This is a genomic window from Paraflavitalea speifideaquila, from assembly GCF_032395985.1.
Lineage (GTDB): Bacteria > Bacteroidota > Bacteroidia > Chitinophagales > Chitinophagaceae > Paraflavitalea > Paraflavitalea speifideaquila.
Map to the genome: position 1 here is coordinate 4,666,107 of NZ_CP135920.1, position 16,774 is coordinate 4,682,880.

The 16,774-nt window shown below is 44.8% G+C and carries 22 protein-coding genes and 3 pseudogenes; 8 read left to right on the forward strand and 17 right to left on the reverse strand.

Going from position 1 to position 16,774, the window contains the following annotated elements; all coding sequences use genetic code 11:
- Positions 1–23 precede the first annotated feature (23 nt).
- The 6 genes from RS881_RS32140 to RS881_RS32165 all read right to left on the reverse strand — a co-directional run bounded on the left by RS881_RS32140 (position 24) and on the right by RS881_RS32165 (position 2,911).
- Positions 24–848: a cytochrome c biogenesis ResB family protein gene (locus tag RS881_RS32140; RefSeq protein ID WP_315814491.1), complete on the reverse strand. Its 825-nt coding sequence runs from the start codon at positions 846–848 to the stop codon at positions 24–26.
- On the reverse strand, positions 845–1,816 hold the full coding sequence (gene ccsA / locus RS881_RS32145) for a cytochrome c biogenesis protein CcsA (RefSeq protein WP_315814492.1): 972 nt from the start codon (positions 1,814–1,816) through the stop codon (positions 845–847). The genes RS881_RS32140 and ccsA (RS881_RS32145) overlap by 4 nt, the downstream gene beginning before the upstream one ends.
- Positions 1,747–2,091, reverse strand: a complete 345-nt coding sequence (gene ccsA / locus RS881_RS32150; RefSeq protein ID WP_315814493.1) for a cytochrome c biogenesis protein CcsA — start codon at positions 2,089–2,091, stop codon at positions 1,747–1,749. Before ccsA (RS881_RS32150) ends, ccsA (RS881_RS32145) begins: the two co-directional genes overlap by 70 nt.
- Complete coding sequence (locus tag RS881_RS32155) at positions 2,091–2,489, reverse strand: hypothetical protein (protein WP_315814494.1); 399 nt, start codon at positions 2,487–2,489, stop codon at positions 2,091–2,093. Before RS881_RS32155 ends, ccsA (RS881_RS32150) begins: the two co-directional genes overlap by 1 nt.
- A gap of 9 nt (positions 2,490–2,498) precedes the next feature.
- Positions 2,499–2,645 carry a hypothetical protein gene (locus RS881_RS32160; RefSeq protein ID WP_315814495.1) on the reverse strand — a complete coding sequence of 49 codons (147 nt, stop codon included), beginning with the start codon at positions 2,643–2,645 and terminating at the stop codon, positions 2,499–2,501.
- Positions 2,646–2,716: 71 nt separating this feature from the next.
- Positions 2,717–2,911: a hypothetical protein gene (locus RS881_RS32165; RefSeq protein ID WP_315814496.1), complete on the reverse strand. Its 195-nt coding sequence runs from the start codon at positions 2,909–2,911 to the stop codon at positions 2,717–2,719.
- 379 nt (positions 2,912–3,290) lie between these two features.
- On the opposite strand from RS881_RS32165, the gene RS881_RS32170 reads away from it, so the two are divergent.
- The 5 genes from RS881_RS32170 to RS881_RS32190 are packed head-to-tail and all read left to right on the forward strand — an operon-like array spanning position 3,291 to position 4,899.
- The gene (locus RS881_RS32170) at positions 3,291–3,716 is read left to right on the forward strand and encodes a hypothetical protein (protein ID WP_315814497.1); all 426 of its coding nucleotides are present in this window, start codon (positions 3,291–3,293) and stop codon (positions 3,714–3,716) included.
- 23 nt (positions 3,717–3,739) lie between these two features.
- Positions 3,740–4,102: an arginase family protein gene (locus tag RS881_RS32175; protein ID WP_315814498.1), complete on the forward strand. Its 363-nt coding sequence runs from the start codon at positions 3,740–3,742 to the stop codon at positions 4,100–4,102.
- Entirely contained in the window at positions 4,086–4,331 is a 246-nt protein-coding gene (locus tag RS881_RS32180) for an arginase family protein (protein ID WP_315814499.1), read from the forward strand. The genes RS881_RS32175 and RS881_RS32180 overlap by 17 nt, the downstream gene beginning before the upstream one ends.
- Positions 4,332–4,342: 11 nt before the next feature.
- Positions 4,343–4,759: a hypothetical protein gene (locus RS881_RS32185; RefSeq protein WP_315814500.1), complete on the forward strand. Its 417-nt coding sequence runs from the start codon at positions 4,343–4,345 to the stop codon at positions 4,757–4,759.
- Between the two features lie 8 nt (positions 4,760–4,767).
- On the forward strand, positions 4,768–4,899 hold the full coding sequence (locus RS881_RS32190; protein WP_315814501.1) for a hypothetical protein: 132 nt from the start codon (positions 4,768–4,770) through the stop codon (positions 4,897–4,899).
- 187 nt (positions 4,900–5,086) lie between these two features.
- Here RS881_RS32190 and RS881_RS32195 read toward each other — a convergent pair whose 3' ends face one another.
- The 7 genes and pseudogenes from RS881_RS32195 to RS881_RS32235 form a co-directional block, all read right to left on the reverse strand.
- Entirely contained in the window at positions 5,087–5,506 is a 420-nt protein-coding gene (locus RS881_RS32195; RefSeq protein WP_315814502.1) for a hemerythrin domain-containing protein, read from the reverse strand.
- A 221-nt stretch (positions 5,507–5,727) separates the two neighbouring features.
- A pseudogene (gene tpiA / locus RS881_RS60220) lies at positions 5,728–6,487 on the reverse strand (triose-phosphate isomerase).
- Between the two features lie 118 nt (positions 6,488–6,605).
- Positions 6,606–6,851: a hypothetical protein gene (locus RS881_RS32215; protein WP_315814505.1), complete on the reverse strand. Its 246-nt coding sequence runs from the start codon at positions 6,849–6,851 to the stop codon at positions 6,606–6,608.
- A complete protein-coding gene (locus RS881_RS32220) occupies positions 6,848–7,531 on the reverse strand; it encodes a putative sugar nucleotidyl transferase (protein WP_315814506.1) in 684 nt (227 codons plus the stop codon). The genes RS881_RS32215 and RS881_RS32220 overlap by 4 nt, the downstream gene beginning before the upstream one ends.
- A 26-nt stretch (positions 7,532–7,557) precedes the next feature.
- Positions 7,558–7,635, reverse strand: a pseudogene (locus RS881_RS60225) (hypothetical protein); the annotation flags it as partial.
- Positions 7,636–8,259: 624 nt separating this feature from the next.
- Positions 8,260–8,556: a type B 50S ribosomal protein L31 gene (locus RS881_RS32225; RefSeq protein ID WP_315814507.1), complete on the reverse strand. Its 297-nt coding sequence runs from the start codon at positions 8,554–8,556 to the stop codon at positions 8,260–8,262.
- A gap of 577 nt (positions 8,557–9,133) precedes the next feature.
- A pseudogene (locus RS881_RS32235) lies at positions 9,134–9,701 on the reverse strand (YajQ family cyclic di-GMP-binding protein).
- Between RS881_RS32235 and RS881_RS32240 the strand changes: the two are divergent.
- Both RS881_RS32240 and RS881_RS32245 read left to right on the forward strand, forming a co-directional pair.
- A complete protein-coding gene (locus RS881_RS32240) occupies positions 9,676–9,882 on the forward strand; it encodes a metallophosphoesterase (RefSeq protein WP_315814508.1) in 207 nt (68 codons plus the stop codon). The pseudogene RS881_RS32235 and the gene RS881_RS32240 overlap by 26 nt on opposite strands.
- A 154-nt stretch (positions 9,883–10,036) precedes the next feature.
- Positions 10,037–10,468, forward strand: a complete 432-nt coding sequence (locus tag RS881_RS32245) for a hypothetical protein (protein WP_315814509.1) — start codon at positions 10,037–10,039, stop codon at positions 10,466–10,468.
- A gap of 660 nt (positions 10,469–11,128) precedes the next feature.
- Here the strand turns inward: RS881_RS32245 and RS881_RS32250 are convergent.
- The 4 genes from RS881_RS32250 to RS881_RS32265 all read right to left on the reverse strand — a co-directional run bounded on the left by RS881_RS32250 (position 11,129) and on the right by RS881_RS32265 (position 16,090).
- The gene (locus RS881_RS32250; protein ID WP_315814510.1) at positions 11,129–13,603 is read right to left on the reverse strand and encodes a TonB-dependent receptor domain-containing protein; all 2,475 of its coding nucleotides are present in this window, start codon (positions 13,601–13,603) and stop codon (positions 11,129–11,131) included.
- A 550-nt stretch (positions 13,604–14,153) separates the two neighbouring features.
- A complete protein-coding gene (locus tag RS881_RS32255; protein ID WP_315814511.1) occupies positions 14,154–14,324 on the reverse strand; it encodes a hypothetical protein in 171 nt (56 codons plus the stop codon).
- Positions 14,302–15,453, reverse strand: a complete 1,152-nt coding sequence (locus tag RS881_RS32260) for a prolipoprotein diacylglyceryl transferase (protein ID WP_315814512.1) — start codon at positions 15,451–15,453, stop codon at positions 14,302–14,304. The genes RS881_RS32255 and RS881_RS32260 overlap by 23 nt, the downstream gene beginning before the upstream one ends.
- A gap of 223 nt (positions 15,454–15,676) precedes the next feature.
- Entirely contained in the window at positions 15,677–16,090 is a 414-nt protein-coding gene (locus RS881_RS32265) for a BrxA/BrxB family bacilliredoxin (protein ID WP_315814513.1), read from the reverse strand.
- A gap of 243 nt (positions 16,091–16,333) precedes the next feature.
- Between RS881_RS32265 and RS881_RS32270 the strand changes: the two genes are divergently transcribed.
- Complete coding sequence (locus RS881_RS32270; protein ID WP_315814514.1) at positions 16,334–16,765, forward strand: Hsp20/alpha crystallin family protein; 432 nt, start codon at positions 16,334–16,336, stop codon at positions 16,763–16,765.
- Positions 16,766–16,774: the final 9 nt, after the last annotated feature.

Genomic DNA, 16,774 nt, shown 5'->3' on the forward strand with positions numbered 1-16,774 from the left:
CCCTGCTGCTGCAAATATTTTCGTTAAAGTTGTTGCACAGTCTCTTTTTTCCTGACTGCTCTTTCTTCGCTGATGGGCTTTAGCAACCTGATGCGGTAAAACATACTCATGAAAAAGCCAATGACCATCAGAACGGTGCCCAACCAAACGAGCTTGATAAAAGGGAACTGCAACACTTTCAGGGCAATAAAAGGAACCATTTTAGCAGATTCTTTTACGCGTATTTCAATATGCTGGTCATCTACCACGCGGGCCAGGCTAAGTGACAGGCCCTGGGAGACGATGGTATCCATAATGTATTGAGGCTGGTTGTTCTCCAGGTAAAATACAGGCCGGGCAGTGAGTTTCTTCTGCTCACGGGTTACGATACTGATATTGGCCATGATGGCGGTATCAGATGGTTTGAATTGCCGTTTGGCAGTATGCGGATTCACTGTTACGCTGTCAAGGGTCATGAAACCATTGGAATAGTATAGTGTATCGCCCACTTTCACCTTTTGCGCCCGGAATTGAGAAGTGTCTTTCTCTTCCTGCATTTTGGTGGAGTAATTGATATATACAAAAATGTCCTTATTCCAGTAATGACGGGCATCGGGGTTATTGGAATAGCCTTCCTGGCCCTTGGTATTCTTAATGAGGTCGGGATAAAGGGGGAAACGTTCTTTACCGTCCTTGCTTTCCATATCGATCCTGAAATAGGTCATCTTTCCTTTTTCTGTTACGGAATCGCTGGTATAGGTAGCCCAGTACTTGCCCATATCTGTACGCACGCCCTGGTATAAGGTGAGGTTTTCTACGCCTTTCTCTTTTTGATCGGGACCAAAATTGAGGGGGTTCATAAAGTTCATGGACAATACTTCTTTTTGGAAGAGGAGATCAGTATGCCTACCATCATTACACCAAAACCTACATGGGCTACAGAAGCACCGGCAGCTTTGAGTTTACCCTTCAGTCCACCCCAGATATAATTTGTATTGGCTATTACGGCATAGACACTCGCAAAGAGGGCCAGGTGAATGGCTGCGAGATAACCCAGACCGGACTTATCATAGTTGATATTGCCCCATAAGCTAATGGACAAAGAGATGGCCAGGGCAATAGCGGTAGGCAATGCCAGTTTCTTAAAGAAAGTAGCCTTGGCGGTATTCTTGTATTTGAGGTATTGTGTTACAGCGGTGAGTATGCCCAGTACAACAGCTACAAAGATCTGTATGCGGTTGTATGGGAATTGAGGATCTTCCCCGATGGTAAAGCTGGTGCCAAATATTTTGTTGATCACCGGTAAGGAGGTGGCCACAATGATAAATAACGAAGACAGGAATAATACCAGCGCACCGATGAACATCCAGAATTCACGGCTATAGGAGTTTTCCTCTTTGGCAATATGGGGTATTTTTTTGTACCGGGCGAAAAACAACAATAAGGAGGGTACCAGGAAAACAAATACCAGGGCCCTTAATTGCCAGTTCATACCACTTCCTGTAAAGGCGTGTACGGAAGTATCCTGCAGATCGCCACTACGCGTAAGGTAGGTAGAATACAAAATGAGCAAGAAGCTGGCAATAAAGAAGAAATGTGTAGCGCGGAGTGAATGCCCGGTTGCATTGAAAATAATCTGTGTATGGATACCGGCCACCAGGATCAGCCAGGGTACCAACGAAGCATTTTCAACCGGGTCCCAGGCCCAGTAACCGCCAAAACTAAGGGATTCATAAGCCCAGTAAGCGCCCATCATAATGCCCAGTCCTAAAATACCGCCGGAAAACAACGACCAGGGAAGGGCCGTTTTGGTCCAGCCGCCGTATTCTTTTTCCACAAACCGGCAATGGCAAAAGCAAAAGGTACTATGGTGGAGGCAAAGCCCAGGAACAATACAGGAGGGTGGATGACCATCCAATAGTTCTGCAATAATTGATTTAACCCTACCCCATCCTGCAGATTAGACAGGTAATTGGCCTGACTAAAAATGGGGGCATTGGAAAACTGGTGGCGGGTAAGCAGGAAAGGGGTGCTGCCAATTTTGATATCCAATAAATACACGCCCAATACCATTGTAGCCAGGCATATTTGGGCAAAGCTGATGACTGCCATTACGGGCGCTTCCCATTTTTGGCGGTACGGATCAGGATCAGGCCCAACACGCCATGCCAAAGTGTCCACAACAGAAAGCTCCCCTCCTGCCCTTCCCAGATACTGGCCAGCAGAAATTTGGGCGACAAGGATCTATCGGAATGGTTATAGGCGTAATAATATTCGTAGTAATGCTGTACAATAATGAAGAGGATGATCCCAAAAACAGCGATTACAGCAAGTGCGTCTGTTATAAAGGCGATGCGCCCTATTTTACGCCAGCTCACGGCCTCATCGGGCAATTTGGCATTGGCGGATTTGAAATAAGCTATGCAGGCCACGATGGAGGCTACTAAAGAAAGTACTACCAGTAAATGGCCTAACTGTCCGGGTAACAGGTGTTCACCAATATAATCCATCGGGGTGCATTAATTTTGAGAGAGGTTATTGTAGGCTGCCTTGGGGTCGTCTTTGTATTTGGAGGGACATTTGATCAGGATACCATCCTTACGACTAATTTCAAACAAATCGCCTTTCATCTTGCCTTTCAATACAATACGATCACTTTTTTCCATATCAAAGGGCTTCTCGAAATAGTATATTACACGGGCTTTATTGCCCAGGGAATCTATTACGTGGAAACTGGTCAGGTTGGGATTGATGGCAGGATTGTATTCAATAGGTTGAGTACGGTCGAGCTGGGTAATAACTGTAACTGTTTTCCTTCCTTTTGACGGGCCGAAGCCAGGGTTTCATAGGTCGAGAGATCGCCCATGAAACTAAGCAGCACCATGATGCCGGCAGCAATGCAAACGAGAATAACGATGTGGATCTTCTTCATAACCTGGTTCAGTTCAACTGCAAAGTTAGGCCAAAATGCGGAACGGGTTTATGTGATTTTTATGTGTTTACGGGCTGTATAACCCGCCTGTTTCAATTTTGTTTAAAAAAAATCTAAAATATTGATTGTAAGAGAATAGGGTGTTGAGAATGGCGAGTGGGGAATAGCGGGAAAAGGGAGCGGGGAATAGCGAGTGGCGAGTGATTAGCGGGGCTTGTGAGACAAAGTGAAGACTCTACCAGTCAAAAGCGCCCACTCACCAGTTACCACGAGTCTTCTTCAAACAAACGCTCGTTTATGCAACTTATCGACATTATTTTGCTTCTATCTAATACTGTGCTACCTTGCACGGCGTTTTAAAGAAGAGACCTCTTCAACAATGACAGACTTATCTCATTTTGATCCCAACGGTGTAAGTAATCCTAATAATAATATATTCGGTTTACCCTTTACAGAAGAAGATGCCCGCCTTGTAATCCTTCCTGTACCGTGGGAAGTTACTGTAAGCTGCAATGCAGGTACAGCCAGGGCCGCCGACCATATCTTCAAAGCCAGTATGCATGTTGACCTGTTTGATGCGGATGTAAAAGATGCCTGGAAAAAGGGATTCTTTATGCGGGTGCCTGACAGGAAGATCTTGCTCAAAAGTGATTACCTGCGCAAAGAAGCCGAACTGTATATTGATTATATCTCCAGGGGAGAAGATGTAGGGAAGAACTCGTTCATGTGCAAATCACTGAAGGAGATCAATGAGGGGCTATATACCTCAACAATTGGGTATATGAACAAACCAAGGCACTGCTAGACCAGAACAAGCTGGTTGCGGTATTGGGTGGGGATCATAGTACCGCCCTGGGTTATTATAAGTCAATTGCTGAAAGATATCCCTCCTTTGGCATTTTGCAGATCGACGCGCACTGCGACCTGCGCAAATCATACGAAAGCTTCCGGTACAGCCATGCCAGTGTGATGTACAATGCGCTGCAGGAAATACCCCAGCTAACCAAACTGGTACAGGCAGGTGTACGCGATTACTGCGAAGAAGAGTGGAATTATATCTGCAACCATAAGGACCGGGTAGTTACCTATTTTGATAAGAGCATTAAAGAACGCATTTATGAAGGGCAGTCCTGGAAAGAGATCGCGGATGAGATCGTAGAGCACCTGCCACAGGATGTTTTTAAGCTTTGATATTGACGGACTGGACCCCAAGTTATGTCCCAATACCGGTACCCCGGTACCGGGTGGTTTTGAAGCGCAGCAGGTTTACTACTTATTGAATCGCATTATTAAAAGTGGCCGCCGCTTTATTGGTTTCGACCTGAATGAGGTAGGCGTAGGTGAAAATGAATGGGATGCCAATGTTGGCGCCCGTGTGTTATGGAAATTAAGCAATTTACTGGTAGCTTGCAATCAATAAGCCCATGGCGCATGATCTACCAATACGTTGTTATCCTTAAAAACAAGAACAGCAAAACCATCGACCTTATCGGCCTGCTGTTGAGTATCCTCTCGGTGATATTCTTTGTACGTGAATTGATCATGTCTCAACAGCCTGGAGTGGCCTACCTGCTCGGTATTGTTGCCATTATCGGCATCCTCACCTGGAACCTTGTACAATCATCCAAAGGCAAAAAAGTATATTATAGCCGCGCCCTGCTGGTGGCAGCCCTTGTATGGATGAAAATGCCCTACTTTCAATGGCTCACTTTTGTATTCATTATCCTGGCCTTATTGGAATACCAGGCCAAATACTCCCTGGAGATCGGCTTTTCTGACCAGGAGATCGTGATCAACTCGCTCTTCAAAAAAGATACCAGTGGATACAGTTCGACAATATCCTCTTAAAGGATGGAATGCTCACCCTCGACTTTGTCAATAACCGCATTCTGCAAAGGGAAATTGAGGATGATGAAGACGATGAGGCGGATGAAGATGAATTCAATGCCTGGTGCAGGAAACAATTGAATAAGTCCGGAAGTCTGTAAAGTCGGAAAGTCAGTAAAGTCCGAAAGTCGGTATAGTCCGAAAGTCGGTAAGAAATATACTAATCACGGTCTTGCTTCCGGACTTCCCGACTTCCCGTCTTCTCCTCTTCCCGTCTTCCCGTCTTCCCGACTTCCCGACTTCCCGGCTTACGGTCTTCCTGACTTTCGGACTATTGTATTCCGACTTCTACGCTACCAGGCGCAACTGTTCCAATTCCTGTTCGGGAATCGTTTCTGCAATGCGGGTAAAGATCACCCGGTCTTCAAACAGCAGGTGTTCATGTACCAGTTTTACAAATACTTCATACAGGTAATCGCCTTCCTGCGCCTCACGCAATCGCTCGGCCAATACCCGGATGGTATCATGTTCCCGGTGTAATAAGTTGGTGTACTGTAAGCCAAAATGATGTTGGATCAGAAAAGGGATCAGGGTTCTTTCTTCTGCTTCAATATGTTTTTGCAGGTTGTTGAGCCAGAAGTTCTCCACCGCTAACTTAGTAGTCTTGCTGCTTTTGCCGGCCATCATATTACCCAATAACTGGGTGCATATTTGCCGGTCGCTGGCGAGGTGGTTTAAAAATGGTTGTAGTACGGTATTCCGTTCCATAATAAGTCCCTCCTTTCCTATAGATACGACAAGAATTACTCCATAAGCTGTTATTGTGGAAAACTTTAACAGAACATGAAATGTGAAACGAGAGATGTGAAACAGGGAAAGTGAAAAGGTTGAATAGAAAAAGTGTACTTCCTTCTATTCAACCTTTTATCGTTACTGAAAACGGGAATTTGTACAGACTACGAACCCATTTCATGTCTCACCGCTCACGACTACTTCAACGCCTTGATGATAGCGATAAACTCTTCTGCATTGAGTGAAGCGCCGCCTACCAATCCGCCATCAACATCCGGGCGGGAAAATAATTCCACAGCGTTATTGGCTTTCACACTGCCGCCATATAAAATGGAAATACTATTGGCCAGTACCGGGCCATATTGTTTGGCCAATACACTACGCAAATGGGCATGCATTTCCTGGGCCTGATCCGAGCTGGCGGTTTTACCTGTACCAATGGCCCAGATAGGCTCATAAGCGATCACGATCTTTGAAATAACACTGTCGGCCAAATGAAATAATGATTCCTTTAATTGTGTTTCCACATAGCTATTCTGTGTACCGGCCTCACGGATATTGAGGGGTTCACCACAACAAAAATGGGAGTAATACCGTATTCAAGACAAATATTTAGTTTCCCGGCCAGCATTTGATTGCTTTCCTGGAAATATTCACGACGCTCACTATGCCCAAGTACGCAATACTTAATGCCAATTGAATGGAGCATTTCGGCTGATACTTCGCCCGTAAAAGCGCCTGTTTTTTGTTGTAACAATTCTGTGCTGCTATAAAATAGTTCTTCTCATCGGCTACTTCGTAATTGGCCATTATGAGGTAAGGAAAAGGCACGGCAAAGACCACCTGCCGGTGATCGGCCAGCTCTATATTGGCCCCCAGGATATTGTCTAATAGCTCCTCTCCCTGCTGGTAGGTACAGTTCATCTTCCAGTTAGCAGCAGCAATTTGTTTACGCATGTTGGTTGATTTGTTTGTTATTCTATTTGCTATTCCAATCGCAAGGATGGTGGGCGGCGGATGGAAGGCGACCCACTATCCTTGCAGAACTTTGTTTATGATTGCTCAAAAATATGTTTCAATTGCTTTGCTTCCGCGTCTGTAAGTTGTTGATTTTTAATTTTTTCCAATTACTGATATCAGACAGGGCTTTTTCAAACTCATACCTCGACAGGGCCTTGCTGCCCCAGGTAAAACTGGGAATAAATTTAGGCGTCAGTCCCTCTCCAAAGATATTGGCGCAAACACCTGTTACGGTACCTGTATTAAAGGCTGTATTGATAGCGGCGCGGGAATAATCGCCCATGAGCAAACCACATTTCATGCCGGCCCTGATAAAGTCTTTGGAGGGATTATGCCATACTTTAACATCGGCAGCATTGTTTTTGAGGTTGGAATTGGAACAGCCTGCCCCAGGTTGCACCACTCTCCTATCACGGCATCACCCAGGTAGCCATCATGTGCTTTATTGGAATAACCAAAGAAAACGCTGTTTTTGATCTCGCCCCCTACGGTACACTTAGGACCAATGGTGGTAGCGCCATAAATTTTACTGCCCATTTTTACCACGGCGCCTTCACAAAGCGCAAAGGGGCCCCTGATAAAACTGCCTTCCATGATCTCGGCATCTTTTCCTATGTAAATGGGACCTAGGGAAGCATTGAGCATACAATGGGCCAGCCGGGCGCCTTCTTCAATAAAGACCGCCTGGGGATTGATCGCCTGTACGCTTTGGGGTATTACCTGCGAAGTTTTGCCGCGGGTGAGTAATTTGAAATCTTCCCGCAATGCCCAATCATTCCATTCAAAAATATGCCAGGGATATTGCAGTATTTTGATGGATTCCCAGTCGGGGTCCTTTTTGAGTGTATTATCCTCTTTTTGAAGGGAGGCGATAAATTGTTCGGAGGGAATGATATTGGAGGCAAAAGGGCCGCCTTCGGTGAAGACACCATACTGCCGTCTTCCACCACTTTTACCTCCTGCCCCAGCAGCGCCTCCCATTTCTCCCGGATGGTGAGGATACCAATGCGGATATCGGCAGGCGACCGCATGAGGGTAAAAGGGAATAAGTGGTCACGTACTTCTTTATCGTTCAGGAATATCATAACTGGGTATTACTAGGTGAATGACTGATTTTCAAATGTAATACATCCTGCTATGCAATCCTGATTCCAGGGAAAAGACCAGAAGTCGGGAAGTCGGGAAGACCGGAAGTCGGAAGACCGGAAGACCGAAAGCAAGACCGTGATTAATATATTTCTTACCGACTTTCGGACTTTACCGACTTTCGGACTTTACCGGCTCTCGGACTTTACTGACTTTCGGACTTTACCGACTTTCGGACTTTACCGACTCTCGGACTTTACCGGCTCTCGGACTTTACCGACTCTCGGACTTTACCGACTCTCGGACTTTACCGACTCTCGGACTTTACCGACTCTCGGACTTTACTGACTCTCGGACTTTACTGACTCTCGGACTTTACCGACTTCCGGACTTTACCGGCTTCCGGACTTTACTGACTTTCGGACTTTACCGGCTTCCGGACTTTACTGACTTTCGGACTTTACCGACTTTCGGACTTTACCGACTCTCGGACTTTACCGACTCTCGGACTTTACTGACTCTCGGACTTGCTGTTTTATGGACTTGCCTAAAACAAGAATCCCTCTCCTAAGAATAGGAAAGGGAAAGTATAGCCATGAAAAACAAAAAATGTTATGCTGAAGTTAAGCTTTATTTCTTCTTTTCGTAACGCTTTTGAACTTATCAATTCTACCAGCAGTATCTACCAATACATTCTGACCGGTATAGAACGGGTGAGAAGTATTTGAGATCTCTAATTTCACCAGCGGGTACTCATTACCATCTTCAAACTTAATTGTTTCTTTGGTAACTGCTGTAGAACGGCTCAAAAAACTATTGCCATTACTCATGTCTTTGAAAACTACAAACCGGTAGCCAGCGGGATGGATGCCCTTTTCATAACTCTTTGATTTAAAGGTTGTACGGATTTTGCCGTACAATATTTTAATTATTAACAAAGCCGCAAAATTACTTCCCGACTGTCTTACCGCCAAATTAAATTTATTTCAATTGCTAGCCAATTTAAGTTGAACAAAATTATAGTTACAACACCGTTTATTGACTAAAATCAATGGTCTATTCAAACTCAATCGTTTGCGTTGATGATCTACTATTATAAAGATGTAAATCAGGTTTTTGGGGTTGCAATGGGATAAGTTAAAGAAAATGAAAATACGGCAATCGTGAACCGGACCCGCCAACGGGCGGTAGTAATGGGAGTGGAACCATTGCCAAAAAGAAAAAGCACCGGGTTAATATTCATACTCACCGAAGTTTGTACAGTTATTAATCCAATGCTTTTCTAAAAATCGCTTTAATACTGTTTAATTTATTTGGGCGACTTTCTACATCTAAGGTACTTTACCAGCTATAGTTGTTCCAAATTTTTAGCCTTTCTGATATGCACCAGTTCTGCACCAGGTTATCCACATTGGGGTGGCGCGAGAAGTGAGCGGTGAAATGTGAGGCGGGAAACGTCAGAGTGGGTCTCTCACTTCTCACGTTTACCGGCCCAGATTAGCTTCTCATATTCTCATACTGCAGGGGGATACCCAGTTCGGCCCCACGGCAAAGCTGGATCACTTCCTGCAGGTCGTCGATCTTTTGCCGGTTACCCGCACCATATCATCCATGATGGCCGCCTGGACCTTCAGGCCGGCGTCTTTAATGAGTTTTACCACCTTTTTGGCATCCTCCTGCTTGAGCCCATTGCGTACGCTTACTTCCTGCTTGGTGAGCTTACCGCTGGGATAGGATTCTTTGAGGTATCAAAAGCTTCGGGAGCAATGCCCTGCTTATGGGCACGGTTGATCAAGACATCGATCAGCTGACGCATCTTCATGTCGTCTTCTGTTTCCAGGCTGATCTTAAACTCCTTTTTATCCAGTTTGATCACTACGTGCGACCCTTTGAAGTCAAAACGGTTGGTAATCTCCTTGGTAGTTACGTTTACGGCATTGTCCAATGCCTGGGCGTCTACTTTACTAACGATATCGAATGAGGGCATAGCAACATTTTGCGCAAAGCTAGGGAATGTACGGAAATCATAATATGCTAATTTGCTGACTGAAATCTTAACAGCCATGGCCACTTTTGTGATGGGCGATATTCATGGGGGCTATAAGGCCCTGGTACAATGCCTCCAGCGGGCTCAATTCGACTACCAGCGGGATACCCTGATCCAGCTGGGTGATATAGCCGATGGCTATGATGAAGTATTTGCCTGTGTGGAAGAATTGCTGAAGATCACCCACCTGATCCCCTGAAGGGCAATCATGACGATTGGTTCCTCACTTTTATCCAAACCGGCATCCATCCCCAATATTGGTACCAGGGCGGTGAAGGTACCCTACGCTCCTATCTATTGGCTGCCGGCAAGGAAAATGAGATTCCCCCTACGGCTTTATCCATCCCCTGGCCTTGCAACCCGCCGATATACCTGCTGCCCACCGGGACTTCTTTAACCGCCAGCGTTTATTTTATGTTGACGACAATAAGAATTGCTTTGTACATGCCGGGTTCGATCGCCAGTACCCCTTCGGGGAACAAATGCCGCATTTGTATTATTGGGACCGGCAGTTGTGGTTGGAAGCCCTTTCCTGGGAAGCCACCAGCCGGGATAAGAAAAGGCCCGGGCGCTTCAAAATGGCTACCCGCTTTGAGGAAGTTTTTATCGGCCATACCCGCACCATCATGTGGGGAACAGATCAGCCGATGAAGGCTGCCAATATCAACAATATAGATACAGGCGGCGGAGGAGGCGGACGACTCACGATCATGAACGTACAGTCAAAACAATACTGGCAATCCGATCCCGTGAATAGTTTATATGAGATCTCTTACAGAAACTAATTCAAGTTGCAACACATCAAAAAATACAGCGCACTAAAAAGGCCCCATAGACATGGGGCCCGTTAACCAAAACTAACTGCTTATGAGAAAAAATGTATAATAGTTTTTATATAATCCTATCAAAAGTACATTCGACAATTAAAAACCTGTTCATGCTGCGCTCTTTCTATTAACGATCACTCAGGTCTTTTTATTTTACATGTACGAGATTCCGCATCCAACCAGGTACATCAGTACAATTACTATGAGTATAATTTTTTTTCATCGTTGGCTACTTATATAAGACTATTTTAAAAGAAAAAGGTTGTATCAACACCTGTTAAAATTTTCCAAAAGCCCACTGCATCATTAAAACCAGGTTAAACACTCACTTTATTATCAACTGAAATAAGTCACCCTGCAACTGAAAAAATCTATGTTGCAGGGTGTGCCACACCTAATGGAGGCATTCAGTCTTATAATGGGAAGACAAATGTCAAGTACCTTACTTCAATTTTGCAAAGAGCTTTTTCCCATTAGACGAAAACTTTATCAATTTGGGAAACAGGTTTCTACTATTGCAATCCCCATACCAACATTATTACCGGAAGTGGGTATTGCCCATTTAACAAATCTTTACTTATTTACGTTCGTCTCTAAGTGTTGGTTGTTATTTGTTGGTTATTCGCCAGCACCTTTTACGCGGTTTTGCTCTTCACCAGCACCACCTTTCTTACGTTGTCCGTTACCATTTTTCAAAGGTTTACCAAAACGATAGGTTAACGTGAGGTTAACTACCCGGCTATCGCGCCAGTTTTTAAACTTGGCTTCGGTTGATTGGAAGTTGATATTACCCTGGGGCTGCTGTGTGTAAAAGATATCACGCACATTCAATTTCACAGTACCTTTTCCCTTCAACACCTGTTTGGCTATACCGGCAGATAACTGACCAAAGGCATCCAATAAGATCTGTCCATCGGGTCCTTTTGAACGGTACCAGCCACTCAGCTCACCACTCCATCCTTTGTTGAACTTAAACTGGTTGTTCATATTCAACATCAGGTTACCCGCTTCAATAGATAGTTTCTCTCCATTGAGCACGCCACTGTATTTGATGTAGTTGTAATTACTGTACACCATGACGGTTAACCATTTGGCAACTGGCACCTGCACGCTTACTGCTGCACCCGCATTCTCACGGCGACCAATATTTCCCTGGCGTACAATGGTAGCATAACCAATATCTCCATTGGGCAATTCTTCCTGGCTAAAGGTCTCATTGAACAGGTCTTTGGTCACACTATAGTTCAATGTAGTGGTCAGAAAGCCTTTGAAAATATGCGTTACTTCAAAGTTGTCGGAATATTGGGGCTTCAGGAAAGGGTTACCAGCACCATAGGTAAACTTGTCAATAAAGAACATAAAAGGATTCAGGTCTTCATAAGAAGGGCGGTCTATACGGCGACCGTATGATAAGCCAAACTGGTTATCCTTATTGGCATTGTAGCTAAAATACACCGTAGGGAAAAGGCTGTTATAAGAACGGTCAAAAGCTGAGTCCTTTTTGGTAGGATTACCAAACTGTAGTCCCTTCAGGTTGGTATTCTCAAACCTCAAACCGGCTTGTACACCCCATTTTTTAGTCAATTGCTTATTGAGGCTTACATAAGCAGCGTTGATATTTTCCTTATAATTAAAGAAGTTGGTTTTAGTATAGTCGGGCTGCCACTGTGCGGCAACAAATTCAAAATAGTTGGCTTTGTTCTCTGTATTTACATAGCTGGTTTTAACACCCATTTCCAGCTTGGCATTGTTCTTTAATGGATGTGTATAATCTGCCTTGGCCGAATAGATATTGATAGATAAAGGCAGGTCGCCTTTCAGCAATTCATCATACCGTTTTACCCAACTGGGGTTGTAAGTACTATTGACAAAATCCTGGACATTGGTAGCATCATACCGGATATAATCCAGGTCAACAGTCAACTCGCGCCCTGTAGAATCAAACTGGTGGCGCATATTCAGGTTCACACTGGCATTCTTCCAGGCCTCTTTGATGTATGAATCAGCAGTGATAATTGAATCAACCTGCCCCTGGGGATTTTTCAGGTAACTGGTATTATCATTATCATTGGTTTGGGGATTGTAAGAACCACTCAATACGACACCCAGTGTTGTTTTTTGTGTCAGGTAATAATCCATACCCAGCTTCAGGTTATTGTTGCGGTTAAGGCGTTTCATGAAAGCCTTTTGTTCAAATATGGCGTTGGTGGTTTTATCAGCATTCTTATAGCGGCGGAAGATGTCCAGTTGCTGGAAGTTCTCATTGTAGCCAAAACTATAACTGCTGAAGAGGTTCATTTTACCATCCCGGTAATTAAGGCTGATGCTTTCATTGGTTTTGAAATAGACACCCTGCCCTACCCCTACGGTAGCATTACCATTAAAACCCCTGATCTTGTTCTTTTTGGTTTTGATATTAATGATACCCGAATTACCGGCAGCATCGTATTTGGCAGGGGGATTGGTCATGATCTCGATCTGATCCAGTTGGGAAGCCTGCACTCCTTTTAACAGGTTGGCCAGTTCGGCGCCACTGAGGTAGGAAGGGCGGCCATCCATCATAACGATCACGCCTTGCTTTCCCTTGAGTGAGATATTACCGTCTTTATCTACTTGCACACCGGGTGCTTTTTCCAATACCTCCAGGGCATTGGCGCCTACATTGGTTACTGAAGCCTCAACATTTAATACCGTCCTGTCAATCTTTTGTTCGATCATGGGCCTGCTGGCTGTAATGGTAACCGCCTTCAGATCCTTTGACTCACCGGCCAACGCAACCGCCGCTACTTCTACCGCAGCACCGGCTACTTCAAAAGCCGGTGTATATTTCTTTACATGGCCTACCGCCGAAACCAGCAGCAGGTATTTACCATCAGGAACCTGGGCAAATTCAAATTTGCCGGCTTGATCAGACACTGACATTTTCACCACACTCGAATCTTTCGCTTTTAAAAGGGTCACTGTTGCTGCCTGGATAGCAGCCTTATCTGTGCCCCCTACGGTACCGGCTACTTTACCGGTCTTTTGCTGGGCCTGGGCAGCCAGATTAAAAGCAGTTAGGATAATGGATGCTACGATTAGTTTTGTTCTCATGGCTATACTCTTTACTTTGTTGAATACTTTGTCTTATTAATTACAGTCCAAAAATAAGTACTATGTTACGCATAGTACATTGTCAAGTGCTGGATGGCTGATTTTATTGATATCCGGTAAATAATTGGTGACGGTAGTATGACGATCTGCTTTGAATTAGGTTACAGGCAGACTTTCGATTGGGATGAATGGTCAAAAACCGGGATTGAGCGGAACAAAGAGCGTATTAGGTATATAAATCAATGCTTTATAGTTCGTTTACCGTGCCTGTACTGGTACCAGCAGCCGTGGCAGACCCTGGCTGACTTGCCGGGATATTCACTGAACATTGCCTTCACATTCAACAATACTTGCACTGGCCCCCTCTGTAGAGGCCTGTTTTAGGCGCTTCCAGTGCAAGTATTGTTGAATGTATAGCGCATATTCAGGTCATGTTCAGGCAATTTCAATAGGCCTACACTAGCATTACACTACCAGTTGTAACCAAAAGGAAGCCAAGAGACCGGGATTTTGTAACCAGGTCCGGATTTGAACAGCTTTGGATTGAGCATTAATTGGCCTGCGTGGCTGGCTGTGCTTTTTTCCGGTTAAGGTAGAAATACAATATTACTCCAATGATGACCAGACCGGCAGAGATCAGTTCTGCCTGGGTAGGATGGAAGCCGCCGATGGTATAGGTGGTATTTACCCGTATTTTTCTATAAAAACCGCTCCAACCCATTCACAATCAAATACACAGCAAACATGCTACCGGGCACTTTCAGCCGGTTCCGGAGCGACCACAGTAATATAAAGAGCAGGAATCCCACCACCGATTCATAAAAAGGGGTTGGGAAAACGGGTATGGGCAATTGATTACAATATTGCTGATCGGTACAGCCGGCAATGGCCGTTCCTTCGTTAATTACATTGTGGGGATAGTGGTAGGCCACCATCCAATCGGGCAGCCAGGAGGGTGCTTTAACGGCCTTATGGTGTACCTGGTCTAGTGACTCCACCTGAAAGGTTTTCAAATAGAACCGGCTATTGGCCTGCAGTGCATTGTTGAACTGGGTAGTATCGGCCAGTGCTACTTTTGAATCGGGGGTGGTAACATAGGCACTGTTGAGAATACCCCAATCGCCATCGCCAGCCACCTGGCAACCTATCCGGCCAATGGCATAAGCAATCATCAATCCGGGCGCTACGGCATCGCACAGGTGTTTGAAACCTATTTTATGCTTACGGGCATAGAAAAAGATGGCCACCGCCGCACAGATCAGACCACCATAAAAAGTAAGACCACTGAAAGACAACAGGGCCTCAATAGGGCTGGCCCAGAACTCATTCCAGTTTTCCAGGTTATGGAATATCTTGGCGCCCAGGAAACCAAAGAGGGCAGCATAGATCACCAGGTCTCCTACCCTGTCATGGGGCCAGATACGCACTACCCGTTCTTCGGGTTTTGCCAGCTTTTGCTTGTTCTTTTCCCACCATTTGATACCCGCAAACAACAAACCCAGCCCAATACCTACCGGCCAGTTGCCGGCTGGAGAGAAAATAAAGGCCTGGGGATCTTCTGTAGCAGGGCCATTAGAAAGGAAAAGACCGATTATTTTGTAACCAAGGATAAATCCAAGGATGAAATTGAGCAATATATCTCTAAATCCAGCAGGTTTGCCAACTGTGATCTTTACATCCTGACCAGTAAGCAAGCCAGCCCGCTCTCTACGTTTTAGCTCATGCGTAAGTACCCAGGCGGCGGCCAGGAATGAAAGCGCTACAAAGAATCCGAATGAATTCACAAAGCGCAATCCCCTTGCTTCGATACCAAATAGATCACGAAAAGCGTAGTATAGGTTGGGATACATGTATTATGGATAGTTGAATATTAGGAGAATGATTTGAGATTTTGAATGTGCAATGATAAGTAAAAGGTTCCATCAATAAAAAAACCCTCCCAGGAATGGGAAGGTTTATCACTATGAACAAAGCTGAATTTAATCAGCGTAATTCCGTTTATAATGGGTACTTCTGTAAGTTGTTATTGCCCTGGCCCTTAGTAACACACTGGCTGAAGGCCAGCACAACCAACTAACAATATTGATCAAAAGCCGTGATCAGGTTGTGGGCGATCATTTGCGCCGGCCGTCCCTCGATCTGGTGACGCTCGATGAAATGCACCAGTTGGCCATCTTTAAATAAGGCAATAGCTGGTGAGGAGGGAGGATAAGGCAATAAATGCTCGCGCAATTTCTTAATGGCATCCACATCAAACCCCGCAAAGCTGGTGCTTAGGTGGTCGGGTTTTTTGCTGGCATTGGCCACGGCCATGAGTACGCCCGGACGCGCCGATCCGGCCGAACAACCACATACTGAATTGATCATTACCAGGGTCGTTCCTTCCTTACCCAATTGGTTGTCAACTGCTGTAGGAGTCAGTAATTCCGTAAAACCATAGTCCGTCAGCTCCTCTTTCATGGGCTGCACTATTTCTGCTGGATACATATTAATGATGTTTTTTTGTTCAAGTATAGAACGCAAATCTACGCAAAAAGTTGATGCCCCGTTTTTGAATTCAACAAACATGCTACTATGTCAGCCAAACCCAATGACGATATGCCATTATGACCTACCAGGTCCTGTACTCTTGCTAACCTGGCGGTAAAAACCCTTGTTTTTTGCGTTGGTACGCCATTTGAAAATACTTCTGTACAATCGAATTAAAAACTAAAAAAAAAGAATAAGACTATGACACTCGTAAAATTCAACAACCGTCCAGTAAACAGGGTATTTAATTCCGTATTTGATGATCTGCTCAACCAGTTTCCCGGAACCTGGAAAGACAGTTCTTTACACTATCCTCCGGTAAATATTCATGAAACCAAGGATGCTTATCATGTAGAATTAAGCGCACCTGGTTTAAGCAAAGAAGATTTTCAGGTGAATGTCGAAGAAGGTTTATTGACGATCAGCTTTGAAAAGAAAGAAGAAACAAAGGCTGAAGATTATAAAACTGTACGCAGGGAATTTGTACAACGCAGTTTCAAGCGTAGCTTTAATGTAGATGATCAAGTGGATGTTGACAATATCCAGGCAAAATATGATCAGGGTGTATTGAAACTTCACCTGCCAAAGAAAGAACAAGCTAAAGCAAGCACCAAACAGATTAACATTCAGTAAGAACGGCAT